This is a genomic window from Pseudomonas sp. FW215-R2, assembly GCF_058789255.1.
The window spans coordinates 274442-290742 of sequence record NZ_JBYTBO010000005.1 but is presented as its reverse complement, the minus strand read 5'-3'; the positions used below and the strand labels follow the sequence as shown (position 1 = coordinate 290742).

At 59.4% G+C, this 16301-nt stretch carries 15 protein-coding genes; 5 read left to right on the top strand and 10 right to left on the bottom strand.

The genetic code is table 11. The features are described 5' to 3' along the window. Positions 1–13: 13 nt before the first annotated feature. The 4 genes from AC3WRD_RS09830 to sdhC are packed head-to-tail and all read right to left on the bottom strand — an operon-like array spanning position 14 to position 3242. Entirely contained in the window at positions 14–718 is a 705-nt protein-coding gene (locus AC3WRD_RS09830; protein ID WP_007959035.1) for a succinate dehydrogenase iron-sulfur subunit, read from the bottom strand. 11 nt (positions 719–729) lie between these two features. Beyond that, a complete protein-coding gene (gene sdhA, locus AC3WRD_RS09825) occupies positions 730–2502 on the bottom strand; it encodes a succinate dehydrogenase flavoprotein subunit (RefSeq protein ID WP_085608857.1) in 1773 nt (590 codons plus the stop codon). 3 nt (positions 2503–2505) lie between these two features. Next, positions 2506–2874 (bottom strand): succinate dehydrogenase, hydrophobic membrane anchor protein, encoded by a 369-nt coding sequence (gene sdhD, locus AC3WRD_RS09820; RefSeq protein ID WP_085710546.1) that lies wholly within the window; start codon positions 2872–2874, stop codon positions 2506–2508. Beyond that, entirely contained in the window at positions 2868–3242 is a 375-nt protein-coding gene (gene sdhC, locus AC3WRD_RS09815; RefSeq protein ID WP_055137330.1) for a succinate dehydrogenase, cytochrome b556 subunit, read from the bottom strand. The genes sdhD and sdhC overlap by 7 nt, the downstream gene beginning before the upstream one ends. Positions 3243–3606: 364 nt before the next feature. Between sdhC and gltA the strand changes: the two genes are divergently transcribed. Then, the gene (gene gltA / locus AC3WRD_RS09810; protein ID WP_007959044.1) at positions 3607–4896 is read left to right on the top strand and encodes a citrate synthase; all 1290 of its coding nucleotides are present in this window, start codon (positions 3607–3609) and stop codon (positions 4894–4896) included. 793 nt (positions 4897–5689) lie between these two features. Here the strand turns inward: gltA and AC3WRD_RS09805 are convergent. The 3 genes from AC3WRD_RS09805 to AC3WRD_RS09795 form a co-directional block, all read right to left on the bottom strand. After that, entirely contained in the window at positions 5690–7348 is a 1659-nt protein-coding gene (locus tag AC3WRD_RS09805) for a cation acetate symporter (RefSeq protein ID WP_096822124.1), read from the bottom strand. After that, positions 7345–7656 (bottom strand): DUF485 domain-containing protein, encoded by a 312-nt coding sequence (locus AC3WRD_RS09800; protein ID WP_096822125.1) that lies wholly within the window; start codon positions 7654–7656, stop codon positions 7345–7347. The genes AC3WRD_RS09805 and AC3WRD_RS09800 overlap by 4 nt, the downstream gene beginning before the upstream one ends. A 230-nt stretch (positions 7657–7886) precedes the next feature. After that, entirely contained in the window at positions 7887–8738 is an 852-nt protein-coding gene (locus tag AC3WRD_RS09795; RefSeq protein WP_096822126.1) for a glycine betaine ABC transporter substrate-binding protein, read from the bottom strand. Between the two features lie 287 nt (positions 8739–9025). Between AC3WRD_RS09795 and AC3WRD_RS09790 the strand changes: the two genes are divergently transcribed. Continuing rightward, positions 9026–10621 carry a glycoside hydrolase family 17 protein gene (locus tag AC3WRD_RS09790; protein WP_102620365.1) on the top strand — a complete coding sequence of 532 codons (1596 nt, stop codon included), beginning with the start codon at positions 9026–9028 and terminating at the stop codon, positions 10619–10621. Positions 10622–10670: 49 nt separating this feature from the next. Here AC3WRD_RS09790 and AC3WRD_RS09785 read toward each other — a convergent pair whose 3' ends face one another. Beyond that, positions 10671–11042 carry a hypothetical protein gene (locus AC3WRD_RS09785; protein WP_102620364.1) on the bottom strand — a complete coding sequence of 124 codons (372 nt, stop codon included), beginning with the start codon at positions 11040–11042 and terminating at the stop codon, positions 10671–10673. A 223-nt stretch (positions 11043–11265) separates the two neighbouring features. On the opposite strand from AC3WRD_RS09785, the gene AC3WRD_RS09780 reads away from it, so the two are divergent. Together AC3WRD_RS09780 and AC3WRD_RS09775 are read left to right on the top strand one after the other, a co-directional pair. Beyond that, the gene (locus tag AC3WRD_RS09780; RefSeq protein WP_096822129.1) at positions 11266–12564 is read left to right on the top strand and encodes a serine/threonine protein kinase; all 1299 of its coding nucleotides are present in this window, start codon (positions 11266–11268) and stop codon (positions 12562–12564) included. Further along, positions 12557–13345 carry an MlaA family lipoprotein gene (locus AC3WRD_RS09775; protein WP_096822130.1) on the top strand — a complete coding sequence of 263 codons (789 nt, stop codon included), beginning with the start codon at positions 12557–12559 and terminating at the stop codon, positions 13343–13345. The genes AC3WRD_RS09780 and AC3WRD_RS09775 overlap by 8 nt, the downstream gene beginning before the upstream one ends. 64 nt (positions 13346–13409) lie before the next feature. On the opposite strand, the gene AC3WRD_RS09770 is transcribed toward AC3WRD_RS09775, so the two are convergent. Then, complete coding sequence (locus AC3WRD_RS09770; protein ID WP_102620363.1) at positions 13410–14324, bottom strand: DUF808 domain-containing protein; 915 nt, start codon at positions 14322–14324, stop codon at positions 13410–13412. A gap of 134 nt (positions 14325–14458) precedes the next feature. Between AC3WRD_RS09770 and AC3WRD_RS09765 the strand changes: the two genes are divergently transcribed. After that, positions 14459–15064 carry a TetR/AcrR family transcriptional regulator gene (locus tag AC3WRD_RS09765; protein WP_096822132.1) on the top strand — a complete coding sequence of 202 codons (606 nt, stop codon included), beginning with the start codon at positions 14459–14461 and terminating at the stop codon, positions 15062–15064. Positions 15065–15145: 81 nt separating this feature from the next. Here the strand turns inward: AC3WRD_RS09765 and AC3WRD_RS09760 are convergent, their stop codons facing one another. After that, entirely contained in the window at positions 15146–16216 is a 1071-nt protein-coding gene (locus AC3WRD_RS09760; protein ID WP_102620362.1) for an alpha/beta hydrolase, read from the bottom strand. Between the last annotated feature and the right edge of the window lie 85 nt (positions 16217–16301).

Sequence of the window (16301 nt, the reverse complement as noted above, 5' to 3'; positions counted from 1 at the left end):
TACAGCTTCTGAATCACACGCCGCTCGAAAGCAGCATGTTACGGATGTGACCGATGGCCTTAGTCGGGTTCAGGCCTTTCGGACATACGTTGACGCAGTTCATGATGCCCCGGCAGCGGAAGACGCTGAACGGGTCATCGAGGGACGCCAGACGCTCGGACGTCTTGGTGTCACGGCTGTCTGCCAGGAAGCGGTACGCTTGCAGCAGGGCAGCTGGACCCAGGAATTTGTCCGGGTTCCACCAGAAGGACGGGCAAGAGGTCGAGCAGCAGGCGCACAGGATGCACTCGTACAGACCGTCGAGCTTTTCACGCTCTTCAGGGGACTGCAGACGCTCGATGGCCGGAGCCGGCGTGTCGTTCTGCAGGAATGGCTTAACCTTCTCGTATTGCTTGTAGAAGATGCTCATATCGACAACCAGGTCACGGATAACCGGCAAACCTGGCAGAGGACGAACGATCAACTTGTTACCTTTGACGACAGCGGACAGCGGCGTGATGCACGCCAGGCCGTTCTTGCCGTTGATGTTCATGCCGTCGGAGCCGCAGACACCTTCACGGCAAGAGCGACGATAGGAGAAACCCTCGTCCTGCTCTTTGATCAGGGCCAGCACGTCCAGCACCATCAGGTCTTTACCACCGGTATCGACCTGGAATTCCTGCATGAACGGCGCAGCGTCCTGATCAGGGTTGTAACGATAAACACTGACTTGCAACATGGCGGTCACCCTTAATAAGTCCGGACTTTTGGTTCGAAAGTCGGAACAGTCTTCGGCGAGAAGTTCACGGCACGCTTGGTGACGCGCTTGTCACCCGGGAAGTACAGGGTGTGGCACAGCCAGTTTTCGTCGTCACGATCTTCGAAGTCTTCACGGGCGTGAGCGCCGCGGGACTCTTTACGCACTTCGGCAGCGATGGCGGTAGCTTCAGCCACTTCCAGCAGGTTTTGCAGTTCCAGCGCTTCGATACGTGCAGTGTTGAACGCCTGCGACTTATCGTTGATCTTCACATTCGCGATGCGCTTGCGCAGATCAGCCAGCTGGGCAATACCTTTCTGCATGTATTCGCCGGTACGGAATACACCGAAGTAGTTCTGCATGCAGCTTTGCAGCTCGCGACGCAGGGTAGCGACGTCTTCGCCGTCGGTACGGTTGTTCAGTGCGTTCAGGCGCGACAGTGCAGCTTCGATGTCGGCTTCGGTGGCGTCATCGTATTCGATGCCGTCAGTCAGCGCTTTTTCGAGGTGCAGGCCGGCGGCGCGACCGAAGACCACCAGGTCGAGCAGCGAGTTGCCGCCCAGACGGTTGGCGCCGTGAACCGATACGCAAGCCACTTCACCGACCGCGAACAGACCAGGAATGATCTGATCCACGCCTTCGGCGTCCTGGGTGATCGCCTGGCCATGAATGTTGGTGGCAACGCCGCCCATCATATAGTGGCAAGTCGGAACAACCGGAACCGGAGCAACAACCGGGTCAACGTGAGCGAAAGTCTTCGACAGTTCGCAGATGCCTGGCAGACGGCTGTGCAGCACTTCCTCGCCCAGGTGGTCGAGTTTGAGCATTACGTGGTCGCCATTCGGACCGCAACCGTTGCCGGCGATGATTTCTTTAACCATCGAACGGGCAACCACGTCACGACCAGCCAGGTCTTTGGCGTTCGGAGCGTAACGCTCCATGAAACGCTCGCCGTGCTTGTTGATCAGGTAACCACCTTCACCACGGCAGCCTTCTGTAACCAGTACACCGGCGCCGGCGATGCCGGTCGGGTGGAACTGCCACATTTCGATGTCTTGTACCGGCACGCCAGCACGCAGAGCCATGCCGACGCCGTCACCGGTGTTGATCAGGGCGTTGGTGGTGGATGCATAGATACGACCTGCACCGCCGGTCGCCAGTACGGTGGCTTTCGCGCGGATGTAGGTGGTTTCGCCGGTTTCGATGCAGATTGCGATCACACCGACGAATTCGCCTTCCTGGTTTTTCACCAGGTCGACAGCGTAGTACTCGTTCAGGAACGTGGTACCGGCTTTCAGGTTGCCCTGATAAAGGGTGTGCAGCAGCGCGTGACCGGTACGGTCGGAAGCGGCGCAAGTACGGGCAGCCTGCCCGCCTTTACCGTAATCCTTCGACTGACCGCCGAACGGACGCTGGTAGATACGGCCTTGCTCGGTACGCGAGAACGGCAGACCCATGTGGTCCAGCTCGAAAACGGCAGCCGGGCCTTCCTGACACATGTATTCGATAGCGTCTTGGTCACCGATGTAGTCGGAACCCTTGACGGTATCGTACATGTGCCAGCGCCAGTCATCGTTCGGGTCAGCGGACGCGATGGCGCAGGTGATGCCGCCCTGGGCGGATACAGTGTGCGAACGGGTCGGGAAGACCTTGGTGATCACGGCAGTCTTGTGACCACCCTGTGCCAGCTGCAGCGCAGCGCGCATGCCGGCACCGCCACCACCAATAATGATGGCGTCGAAAGAAATCGTTGGAATGTTAGCCATGACTCAGATACCCCAGAGAATCTGCACACCCCAGACGAAGTAAGCGAACATCGCAACGCCGCATACTGCCTGGAAAAGGAAACGTACTGCAGTCGCGGACTTGCCCAGCGCCATTGGCGTCAGGTAGTCGGTCGCGATGGTCCACATGCCGACCCAGGCGTGAGCGCCCAGGGCAACCAGTGCCAGCAGACTGAAGATACGCATTCCGTTGTGGGCGAACAGGCCATGCCATTGTTCATAGCCAATGCCCGGGTGAGCGGCGAGGTAGCCGATCAGGAAGATGAAATAAGCCGCGAGAACAACCGCAGACACACGTTGTGCCATCCAGTCATAGAGGCCCGAACGCGAAAGGTTCGTAACGCTGGTTACCATATCCAAACTCCTGCCAGAACGATCAGCACCACGGAAACGGCGATGATAATTTTCGAGCCCAGGCGGCCGCCTTCCAGCGTCTCACCGATGCCCATGTCCATGATCAAGTGGCGCACACCGGCAACCAGGTGATACAGCAGAGCGGACAGGAGGCCCCATGCTACGAACTTGGCCAGCGGGCTGGTCAAGCATGCCTTCACCTCGACATAACCTTCCTCGGAACCCAGGGATTTGCCCAATGCATAAAGCATGATGCCAAGGCCCAGGAAGAGGATGATGCCGGAAACACGGTGAAGAAACGACGTAACGCCGGTGATGGGGAGTTTGATGGTCCTTAGGTCTAGGTTTACAGGTCGTTGGCTTTTCACGGCTTTTTTTTCACACTGAAGAGCCCCTAACAATCAGGGCAAAGTTGTTGGGGAGTGCACTGGTCAGGTAACCACCACCCAGGGATGCGACCCCCAATGAAAGCAAGCCCAAAAGCCCTTGGCGGTCGGTCGCCGAGTATAGACAGTTAGGCTACTAATGACAACGCAATCGCCTACCCCCAATAGCTGATTGCACAAGTTGTATAAAAGGCGTAAATGGCAGTCAATTTCGAGGAAAAAGTGCGGTTAAAGCCTTCTGGAGCAAGACTTTAGGCAAATTGACATTCGAATTTATCTCACTATAGTGGTGCGGGCCCTGCGTGGGGGGTCTGTCTGATGATTTCAAGCATAAATAGGAGGCCACATGGCTGACAAAAAAGCGCAGTTGATCATCGAGGGCGCAGCCCCCGTCGAGCTGCCCATTTTAACCGGCACCGTTGGTCCCGATGTAATCGATGTTCGGGGCCTGACGGCCACGGGCCGCTTCACTTTCGACCCCGGTTTCATGTCGACCGCTTCCTGCGAATCGAAGATCACCTATATCGATGGTGACAACGGCATCCTGCTGCACCGCGGCTACCCGATCGAACAACTGGCTGAAAAGTCGGACTACCTGGAAACCTGCTACCTGCTGCTGAACGGCGAACTGCCGACTGCAGAGCAAAAGGCCCAGTTCGTCGGCACCGTGAAGAACCACACCATGGTTCACGAGCAGCTGAAAACCTTCTTCAACGGCTTCCGCCGTGACGCCCACCCGATGGCCGTCATGTGTGGTGTAGTCGGCGCCCTCTCGGCCTTCTACCACGACTCCCTCGACATCAATAACCCGCAGCATCGCGAAATCTCCGCGATCCGCCTGGTTGCCAAGATGCCGACCCTGGCCGCGATGGTTTACAAGTACTCCATGGGCCAACCCATGATGTACCCGCGCAACGACCTGTCGTACGCGGAAAACTTCCTGCACATGATGTTCAACACCCCGTGCGAGATCAAACCGATCAGCCCGGTACTCGCCAAGGCCATGGACCGGATCTTCATCCTCCACGCCGACCACGAGCAGAACGCTTCGACCTCCACCGTGCGTCTGGCCGGTTCCTCGGGTGCCAACCCGTTCGCCTGTATCGCCGCCGGTATCGCCGCACTGTGGGGCCCTGCCCACGGCGGTGCGAACGAAGCCGTGCTGACCATGCTCGATGAAATCGGCGATGTCTCGAACATCGACAAGTTCATCGCCAAGGCCAAGGACAAGAACGATCCGTTCAAGCTGATGGGCTTCGGTCACCGCGTCTACAAGAACCGCGACCCACGTGCGACCGTGATGAAGCAGACCTGCGACGAAGTGTTGAAGGAACTGGGCATCCAGAACGATCCGCAACTCGAACTGGCCATGCGCCTGGAAGAGATCGCCCTGACCGACCCGTACTTCATCGAACGCTCGCTGTACCCGAACGTCGACTTCTACTCGGGGATCATCCTCAAGGCGATCGGCATTCCGACCAGCATGTTCACCGTGATCTTCGCCCTGGCACGTACTGTCGGCTGGATCTCGCACTGGAAGGAAATGCTCTCCAGCCCGTACAAGATTGGCCGTCCGCGTCAGCTGTACACCGGCTACGAGTCGCGTGACATTACCAAGCTGGAAGACCGCAAATAAGACCTGTCTTGCGATAACGTCTTAAGTTGTAACGGGAACGGCCTCCATGTGAATGGGGGCCGTTTTTCGTTTTTGGATTGGGGGGCATATCCGTTGCTGCGGTAACGGCTTCTTAGGGTTCCGCCCTTACGGCGGGTCACTTTTTTCAAACGCCAAAAAAGTAACCAAAAAGGCTTTACCCTGACGTTCGGCCCTCGCTGTGGCTCGGGTTCCTTCGCTCCGGGATCGATCCGGGGGCATCGCCTCCGGTTTGCTTCGCTGCACCTCCTCTCGATGTGTTTGGCTTCGCCAAACGGTCGCTGCGCTCCCACCCCGAATCAATCCCTCCACTCAGCCTGCCGACGGGCCTTGCGATCAAAAGCAGTACTTGAGCTAACGCTCATCGTGGTGAGGGGCTTTTGATCTGGCTTTTGCTCTGGCTCTGGCTTTTGATTTTTTGCCCCTTCGGCAGGCCGAGCGAAGGTGTTCATCAGGGGGTAGGCGCGCAGCGCCGTGCGGCGAAGCCGCATACATCGAGAGGAGGTGCAGCGAAGCAAACCGTAGGCGATGCCCCCTGATGGACACCGTAGCGAGGGAACACTGAGCCTAAGCGAAGTGCCGTACGCCGGGGCTTAGACTTTTTGGTTACTTTTGAGGCGTTTGTCAAAAGTGACTCGCTGTAAGAGCGAAACCGCCAGCGGAAGCACCCGAAGCAACGGATATGTACTCAATCAAAAAAAACCAAAAAAAATGCCCCAATCTCTCGACCAGGGCATTTCCATCCAACTCAACCTACATATTCAACCTGGAAGCCTCAGTGCGAAACCGCCCCACTAGCCCCCAACCCCGTCTGCGAACGCACAAACTGCGGGAAGAACAACGCCCGCTCATTCTCTGCCGCCGCCGATTTATCGGTAACCGAGAAGAACCAGATCCCAATGAACGCAATGATCATCGAAAACAGCGCCGGATACTCATAAGGGAAAATCGCCTTCTCGTGATGCAGAATCTGCACCCAGATGGTCGGGCCAAGAATCATCAGCCCCACCGCACTCACCAGACCCAGCCAGCCGCCAATCATCGCGCCACGAGTGGTCAGCTTCTTCCAGTACATCGAAAGCAGCAGCACCGGGAAGTTACAGCTCGCCGCGATGGAGAACGCCAGGCCGACCATGAACGCAATGTTCTGGCTTTCGAACAGAATGCCCAGGCCGATGGCAAGGATGCCCAGTGCGATGGTGGTGATCTTCGAAACGCGAATCTCATCCTTGTCGTTGGCTTTGCCTTTCTTGATCACACTGGCGTACAGGTCGTGAGACACCGCCGAAGCACCAGCCAGGGTCAGACCGGCCACTACCGCCAGAATGGTCGCGAACGCCACGGCCGAGATGAAGCCGAGGAAGATGCTGCCGCCCACCGCGTTGGCCAGGTGTACCGCCGCCATGTTGTTGCCGCCGAGCAGAGCGCCCGCTGCATCCTTGAACGCCGGGTTGGTGCTGACCAGCAGGATCGCGCCGAAGCCGATGATGAAGGTCAGGATGTAGAAGTAGCCAATGAAACCGGTTGCGTACAGCACACTCTTACGGGCTTCTTTCGCATCGCTCACGGTGAAGAAGCGCATCAGGATGTGCGGCAGGCCAGCGGTACCGAACATCAGCGCCAGGCCGAGGGAGAACGCCGAGATCGGGTCTTTCACCAGACCGCCGGGGCTCATGATCGCTTCGCCCTTGGCGTGAACCTTGATGGCTTCGGAGAACAGGGTGTTGAAGTCGAAGTTGACGTGCTTCATCACCATCAGCGCCATGAACGAGGCACCGGACAGCAACAGCACGGCCTTGATGATCTGCACCCAGGTGGTCGCCAGCATGCCGCCGAACAGCACGTACAGGCACATCAGGATACCGACCAGAATCACCGCAACGTGGTAGTCGAGACCGAACAGCAGCTGGATCAGCTTGCCGGCACCGACCATTTGCGCGATCAGGTAGAACGCCACTACCACCAGCGAGCCGCAGGCCGACAGCGTGCGGATCTGGGTTTGCCCGAGGCGGTAGGACGCCACGTCGGCAAAGGTGTATTTACCCAGGTTGCGCAGACGTTCGGCGATCAGGAACAGAATGATCGGCCAGCCCACCAGGAAGCCGATCGAGTAGATCAGGCCGTCGTAGCCGGAGGTGAACACCAGCGCGGAAATCCCCAGGAAGGACGCCGCCGACATGTAGTCACCGGCAATCGCCAGACCGTTCTGGAAACCGGTGATCTTGCCGCCTGCCGCATAGTAATCGGCAGCCGACTTGTTGCGTTTGGAGGCCCAGTAGGTGATGCACAGGGTCGCGCCGACGAACACCACGAACATGACGATCGCGGAAACGTTGAGCGGTTGTTTGTGGACTTCGCCGGTCAGGGCGTCAGCGGCCCAGGCGGCCGGAGCGAACGCTGCGATGCTCAAAAGAGCCAGTAGACGCCGGATCATTGCTGAGCCTCCTTGAGAATCGCATTGTTCAGGTCGTCGAACTCGCCATTGGCGCGGCGTACGTAGATGCCGGTCAGGACGAAGGCCGAGACAATCAGCCCGACACCGATGGGGATGCCCCAGGTGATCGATGAGCCGGCACTGATTTTGGTCCCGAGCACTTGTGGCCCATACGCGATCAGCAGGATGAATCCGGAGTAGAGCCCTAGCATGATCGCCGAGAGTATCCAGGCGAACCTTTCCCTTTTTTTCACCAGCTCCTTGAAGCGCGGGCTGTTCTGAATAGAGAGGTAAATGCTGTCGTTCATTGTTTTTATCCTCGCAGCACAGATTTTTATTTTTGGAACATAGCCACTCTATGCGGCTGCGAGCCGGCTTCCAGACGACCTTAGTAGTAGAACGCCATGGCGTTTTTGCCAATTTCCAGACCGCCCGAAAACGGCCCACTTTCCCTATAAAAAGAAGCGCCATAAAAAAGGCCACCCGGCTGTGACGCCGGGCGGCCCTGGGAAGCGCAGACTAGACGCTTCGACTTATATTACTTGGTCCAGTCAGCCACGCGATCCGGGTGTTTGGCCACCCAATCCTTGGCCGCTGCGTCAGGTTTGGCACCGTCCTGAATCGCCAGCATGACTTCGCCGATTTCGTCTTTCGACGCCCACTGGAAGTTCTTCAGGAACTTGGCCACTTCCGGCGCCTTGGTCGCCAGTTCCTTGCTGCCGATGCTGTTCACGGTTTCAGCTGCGCCATACACGCCTTTCGGGTCGTCGAGGAAGCGCAGTTTCCACTTGGCGAACATCCAGTGCGGCACCCAACCGGTCACGGCAATGGATTCGTTCTTTTTCTCGGCACGGGTCAACTCGGCAATCATGCCGGCGCCGGAACTGGCCTTGAGTTGATAGCCGGTCAGGTCGTAATCCTTGATCGCCTGATCGGTCTTGAGCATCACGCCTGAACCGGCGTCGATGCCGACGATGCGTTTCTTGAAGCTGTCGTCGGTCTTCAGGTCTTCAATGGTCTTGGCTTTGACGTACTCCGGCACGATCAGGCCGATTTTCGCGTCCTTGAAGTTCGGGCCGTAATCGACGACCAGATCCTTGTTCTTCGTCCAGTATTCACCGTGGGTCACGGGCAGCCAGGCCGACAGCATGGCGTCGAGTTTGCCGGTGGCAACGCCCTGCCACATGATCCCGGTAGCGACGGCCTGGAGCTTCACGTCATAGCCGAGTTTCTGCTTGATCACTTCGGCCGCCACGTGGGTGGTCGCCACGCTGTCGGACCAGCCGTCAACGTAACCGATGTTCAGGGTCTGTTTTTCAGCGCTGGCGAAAGTGGAGCTCATCGCAAGCACCAGAGCGGCACCTGCGCCTAAAAGTCGTCGCATCTTCATCGTTACTTCCCCGAAATGCTGCGCCCGACGGATGCCGGGCATCGTCAACGTATTGTTATGGTGCACAGCGCCCCCATCACGCCTGACCGCAAACTCGTTCGAACATCAGCGGAGTACTGATGAGTTCGATCATCAACCTGACGCACTCAGCGACCTGCTCTGCCAGCGACCTCGAAGCAACGAGAAACGACATCAGAAAGCCATTAACTGCGCCTGAATAATTGGCGCCAGACAATCCGCCCAAACTTTGCATGTCAAAATCATGCGGGCCACCAACCCCTCTATAAATGCAGGTAACATGCGTCGCTTTGCAGCCACTCGGCCTGACCATGTCCGCATCCTCCCGCTTCCCTTTTCTTCCTTATCTGTTCGCCTGCCTGCTTGGCCTGTTTGCGCTTTGCGGCTTCTGGTACGGCCTCGGTAAACCGGTGATCCTGCCGGACGTCGCCACCCCGACCCACAAGTTGCAGTGCGCCTCCTACACCCCGTTCGACAAGGATCAGTCGCCGTTCGACGTACCGTTCAAACTGCGCCCGGAGCGCATGGACGCCGATCTCGCCCTGCTCGCGACTCGTTTCGAATGCATCCGCACCTATTCCATGACCGGCCTCGAAGCCCTGCCTGATCTGGCGCGCAAGCATGGTTTGAAGCTGATGATCGGCGCCTGGGTCAACAGCAACCCGGTGGACACCGAGAAAGAAGTCGATCTGCTGATCGCCTCGGCCAACGCCAACCCGGATGTGGTCAGCGCAGTGATCGTCGGCAACGAAGCCCTGCTGCGCAAGGAAGTCACCGGGGCGCAATTGGCGAAGCTGATCAACAAGGTCAAGCGCCATATCAAGCAGCCAGTGACCTACGCCGATGTCTGGGAGTTCTGGCTCAAGCACCCGGAAGTCGCGCCGGCGGTGGATTTCCTGACCATTCACTTGCTGCCGTACTGGGAAGATGATCCGTCGAACATCGACGCCGCCCTGCAACACGTAGCGGAAGTGCGTCAGGTGTTCGGCAACAAGTTCGCGCCCAAGGACGTGATGATTGGCGAAACCGGCTGGCCGAGCGAAGGCCGCCAGCGTGAGACCGCGTTGCCGAGCAGGGTCAACGAAGCCAAGTTCATTCGTGGTTTTGTCACCCTCGCCGAACAGCAGGGCTGGCATTACAACCTGATCGAAGCTTTCGACCAGCCGTGGAAGCGCGGCAGCGAAGGCGCGGTCGGCGGTTACTGGGGACTGTTCGATGCCGATCGTCAGGACAAAGGCGTACTGGCCGGGCCGGTGTCGAACGTACCCGACTGGTCGCGCTGGCTGGCGCTCGGTGGTCTGATCTTTGTCGGCACGTTGATGCTTGGCGGTCGGATTCGCACGACACGTTCAGCGCTGGTGCTGCCATTGCTCGGCGCCCTCGCCGCGTGCTCGATCGGCGCCTGGGGCAACCTGGCATGGCTGACCACGCGGTTCGCCAGCGAATGGGTGTGGGTCGGTTTGCTGACTGCGTTGAATTTGCTGGTGCTGGCACACGCCGCGCTGACCTTGAGCGCCCGCAACGGCTGGCGTGAGCGCGCCTTCAACGCCTTCGAACGACACGCCGGCTGGCTGGCCGCTGCCGTCGGTTTCGCGGGTGCGGTGATGGCGCTGGAGATGGTGTTCGATCCACGCTATCGCAGCTTTGCGAGTGCGGCGTTCATTCTGCCGGCACTGGTTTACCTGTGCCGCCCGGTGCCGGTGGCCCGCCGGGAGATTGCCCTGCTGACCTTCATCATCGGTGCGTGCATTGCGCCGCAGTTGTACCGTGAAGGTCTGCAGAATCAGCAGGCCTGGGGCTGGGCGCTGGTCAGTGTGCTGATGGTGGCCGCGCTATGGCGCTGCCTGCGGGTTCGCAAAGGCTGACCTTCAGCACCTGAAAGTACTGCATCGCGGGCGAGCCCGCGATGCATGACTACCTGGCGTCGCGCGATTCCCGCACCAGCCGCAACCCGGCAATCACTACCGCAAACACCGCCAGCGTGGTGTTGTACAAAGCCAGCGCCGGAAACCCGAACACCAGCGCCAGCACCGCCAGCCACCACCCTGCCCGCCCCGGCACGACAAAACCGATCACCGCAGCCGCGATCGCCGCCCAGCCCAGCATCTGGAAATGAATCATCAGGCCAAGGTTCGAGCGCACCGAGCACTCCCAACGACTCGCTTCATCCACGCAGATGCCCACCCACTGCGCGTCCTCCATGAAGCCAAAACGCGCGCCATAACTGGCGGCCAGCCATAACGGCAAAAGAACGAGCAGCAGAATCACGGGCAAGCGGCGGGACATGGAACACTCCAAACGATGAAATCGGCGGCCAGCTTAATCTGCCGCCGCACATACGCAAGGACTAACAACTCTTAACTGGTCATTCAATCCGTGCAAAGTGTATCGTCCGGCTACTATTACCCCGAATTCCGTCTGATTGGTGCCGATGCGTGGCACTTTGGCGCAAACCCAGTGGTCATAGCCTGCGAACCTCATTCGGCACCTTCCTTTAAGGGATTCAGTCATGCTCCGATCCTTGCGCTTCGTCGCCCTGCTGGGCGGCCTTATTCTGAGTGCGTCCGCGCTGGCGGTGGATATCGACGCCGCCAGTTATGGCTATCCCCTGACCAACCCGTTCGAAGCGACCATCGCCACCACGCCACCGGACCTGCGCCCGGAGTTGCCGTCGGACGACGACATCAATCAGACCGACCGCAGCGTCACCCTGCGCCCGGAACGCGAATTCATCCTGCCGGACAATTTCTGGCCGGTGAAAAAACTGACGTATCGCATCGCCACCCAGGACAAGGCCGCCCCGCTGATCTTCCTGATCGCCGGCACCGGCGCACGCTATGACAGCACCCTCAACGAATACCTGAAAAAGCTCTACTACAAGGCCGGCTACCACGTGGTGCAGCTGTCCTCCCCGACCAGTTTCGACTTCATGAGCGCCGCCTCGCGTTTCGCCACCCCCGGCGTGACCAAGGAAGACGCCGAAGACATGTACCGGGTGATGCAGGCCGTGCGTGCTCAGAACCCGAAACTGCCGGTCACCGACTATTACCTCAGCGGCTACAGCCTCGGTGCGCTGGACGCGGCGTTCGTCGCCCACCTGGACGAAACCCGTCGCAGCTTCAACTTCAAGAAAGTCCTGTTGCTGAACCCGCCGGTCAACCTCTACACCTCGGTCACCAACCTCGACAAGCTGGTGCAGACCGAGGTCAAGGGCATCAACAACAGCACCACGTTCTATGAACTGGTGCTGGGCAAGCTGACCCGTTACTTCCAGCAGAAAGGCTACATCGATCTCAACGATGCCCTGCTCTATGACTTCCAACAGTCCAAGCAGCACCTGAGCAACGAGCAGATGGCGATGCTGATCGGCACCTCGTTCCGCTTCTCGGCGGCGGACATTGCCTTCACCTCGGACCTGATCAACCGTCGCGGCCTGATCACCCCGCCGAAATTCCCGATCACCGAAGGCACCAGCCTCACGCCGTTCCTCAAGCGTGCGCTGCAATGTGACTTCGACTGCTACCTCACCGAACAGGTGATCCCGATGTGGCGCGCCCGCACCGATGGCGGCAGCCTGCTGCAACTGATCGATCAGGTCAGCCTGTATGCCCTCAAGGATTACCTGCACGACAGCCCGAAAATCGCCGTGATGCACAACGCCGACGACGTGATCCTCGGCCCGGGCGACCTCGGTTTCCTGCGCAAGACCTTCGGCGATCGCCTGACGGTTTATCCACTGGGCGGCCATTGCGGCAACCTTAATTACCGCGTCAACAGCGACGCCATGCTGGAGTTCTTCCGTGGCTAAATATCTCCTGCTGTTTGCAGCGTTACTCTGTGCAGGCGTGGCCCAGGCCGACAACAGCAAAGCCAACGCACCCGTGGTAGTCGACAGTGACGGCTTCAAGGAGCCGCTGTCCAAACTCAAGTTCAACCCGGGGCTGGACCAGCGCGAGTTCGAGCGCTCGACGCTCAACGCGCTGAACGTGTATGACCCGCTGGAATCGTGGAACCGTCGGGTCTACCACTTCAACTACCGCTTCGACCAATGGGTGTTCCTGCCGGTAGTCGACGGCTATCGCTACGTCACGCCCGGTTTCGTGCGTTCCGGCGTGAGCAACTTCTTCAACAACCTCGGCGACGTGCCGAACCTGGTCAACAGCCTGTTGCAGTTCAAGGGCAAGCGTTCGATGGAAACCACCGCGCGCCTGCTGCTCAACACCACCATCGGCATCGCCGGCCTGTGGGACCCGGCCACCGCCATGGGCCTGCCGCGCCAGAGCGAAGACTTCGGCCAGACCCTGGGCTTCTACGGCGTACCGGGCGGCGCCTACTTCGTACTGCCGATCCTCGGCCCGTCGAACATCCGCGACACCGCCGGCCTCGCCGTGGACTACACCGCCGAATCGGCGATCAACTACCTGAACGTGTCGAAAGTCAGCGAAAACCACCCGGAAATCTGGGCGCTGCGTGCAGTCGACAAGCGCTATCAGACCCACTTCCGCTACGGTCAAATGAACTCGCCGTTCGAGTACGAGAAGGTGCGCTACGTGTACACCGAATCGCGCAAACTGCAGATTGCCGAGTAAAACCGGCAGCCACAAAAAAGGCCATTCGATGCAAATCGAATGGCCTTTTTCATTGAGCCGTAAATCAGCCCTTCAGCGCTTTCCAGAGCTTGCCGACGACCGATACAACAGCCAGCACCACCGCACCCGCGACAACCCCCGCCACGCCATTGAGCAACACGGGTACAGCAAACCCTACGCTGCCCGCCGCAGCCCCCATGCTCTCGATCCAGTGATGCACCACCGGTACGCCATGGGTCAGGATGCCGCCGCCAACCAGGAACATCGCCGCCGTGCCGATCACCGACAGGCCTTTCATCATGTAAGGCGCGGCGCGCAGGATCGCGTTGCCGATGCGTTTCGCCGCAGCGCCGGGTTTCTGGGTCAGCCACAGGCCGAGGTCATCAAGTTTGACGATGCCGGCCACCAGGCCATAAACGCCCACGGTCATGACGATGGCGATACCCGACATCACGATCACTTGCTGCGTCAGCGAAGCCTCGGCCACGGTGCCGAGGGTGATGGCAATGATTTCCGCCGAGAGGATGAAGTCGGTGCGGATTGCGCCTTTGATCTTGTCCTTCTCGTAGGCCACCAGATCGGTTGCAGGATCGGCCACCGCTTCAGTCAACTGCGCATGCTCGGCCTGATCTTCGTCCTTGCCGTGCAGCAGCGGGTGCGCGAGTTTCTCGAAGCCCTCGAAGCACAGATACGCGCCGCCAACCATCAACAGCGGCGTCACCAGCCACGGCACAAAGGCACTGATGGCCAGCGCCGACGGCACCAGGATCAGCTTGTTGACGAACGAGCCCTTGGCCACCGCCCACACCACGGGAATTTCCCGCTCGGCGCGCACGCCCGAGACCTGCTGGGCATTGAGCGCCAAGTCATCGCCGAGCACCCCGGCGGTCTTCTTGGCGGCCATTTTGCTCATCAACGCCACATCATCCAGAACGGTGGCGATGTCGTCGATCAGCACCAGCAAACTGCTTCCTGCCATGAATCTTGTTTCCTTATGTGAATAATGCCGCGCAGCATACCGCGACTGCAGACCACACGGGGCATTGTTGAGCGCCGCGCGAGGCCGGTGCTACCATGCGCAACCGCCAGTACAGGCAAGGAACCACCGGGTTTATGAGCACAATCCGCGAGCGCAACAAAGAACTGATCCTGCGTGCCGCCAGTGAGGAGTTCGCCGACAAGGGCTTCGCTGCGACCAAAACCAGCGACATCGCCGCCAAGGCGGGATTGCCCAAGCCCAACGTCTACTACTACTTCAAGTCCAAGGAAAACCTCTACCGCGAGGTTCTGGAAAGCATCATCGTGCCGATCCTGCAGGCCTCGACTCCGTTCAACCCGGACGGCGTACCGAGCGAAGTGCTGAGCGGCTACATCCGCTCGAAGATCCGCATCTCCCGCGACCTGCCGTTTGCCTCGAAGGTGTTCGCCAGCGAAATCATGCACGGCGCCCCGCACCTGAGCGCCGACCTGGTCGAGCAGCTGAACAGTCAGGCCAAGCACAACATCGACTGCATCCAGAGCTGGATCGACCGCGGCCAGATCGCCCCGATCGACCCCAACCACCTGATGTTCAGCATCTGGGCCGCGACCCAGACCTACGCCGACTTCGACTGGCAGATCTCCGCCGTGACCGGCAAGGAAAAGCTCGACGAAGCCGACTATGAAGCCGCGGCGCAAACCATCATCCGATTGGTCCTCAAGGGCTGCGAACCGGACTGACAGCGCGACACACACGCAAAAAAAATCGCAGGCCTGGCCAAAGCGTCCTGAAGACGTGGCCAGACCTGCGATTTTTTTGTTTCAGGCGTCGCTACCCATCAACCAGCGCAGCGCTTGCGGCAAGGAGGTGCTCCAGTCGTCCGGGAAGGAATGCCCGCCTTCATGGGTACGGGATTTGACTTCGTTGCCGTCACTGAACAGTTTGCGGAAGTCCGTGGCCATCTGCTGATTGCCCGACCCTTCCATCTTGCCGTTGATCACAAACACCCTTTTGCCGTGCGCCTTGCTCACCGTCGGTGTCGGCTGCCGGCCGCCAGGTGACAGCAACAGAGCACCCGCGTAGTCATCCGGATGTTGCGCCAGCAAGGCGCCCGCGTGTTGTGAGCCTTGAGAGAAGCCCATCAGGTAGACGTGCTTGCGATCGATGCATTGCTGCGCCTCCAATTGCTTCAAGCCGTTCTGCACCGTTTGATGAGTGCCTTCAAAGCCCGGGCCGATCCAGCGGAAGCTGTCCACCGCATTGATCATCTCTGTACCGTTGATGCCAAGGATAGTGGCCCCGGTATCAGCGAGTGGTTGGTAGCTCTCGTCGAGCTCACCGTTGATACCGTAGCCGTGCAGCCAGACCACCACCGGACGGCACGCCTTGGGCGCGGGAATATCCGCCGACGGGTTGAGCACTGAAATGGCGCCGACCTTGCCGGGAGCGATGGTCTTGTAGCGCTGCTGCGCACTGGCCAATACGGCTTTGTAGGTAGCGGTCTCGCGCAGGTCGGAAAAATCCTCGTCGCCGGCCAGCAATGGGCCGAACCACATGCCACGATCGTCAGCCTCTTGCAGGAAGCGCAAGGCCAGTTTGTCGTCGCCACGGCGGGCAAACAGCGCGGCAACCTGATAAGGCGCGAGCATCTGCTTGGGGTCTTCACGAGTGGCCGCGAGATAAACCGCAATGGCCTGCAAGGTATCGGTGTCTTCGAGCTTCTCGGCCCGCGCCATCAATTCAGGAACATCCTCGGCATTGATCAGCGCGGTGACCACCGGGCTCAGCGCCTGGAACGCGATGTCTTCGGCGTCCAGCGGTTCGGCGGCGTGCAGAAAGGGAGTGATGAGGGTCATGGCCGTGGCCAGAGAAAAGCCAAGTAGCGTCTTCACGCTGATCTTCCTTGATACAAAAACGGGGCGGCAGTCTATCGACGCCACCCCGATTCGTCATCACCTCAATACCAACCGGGGTGAT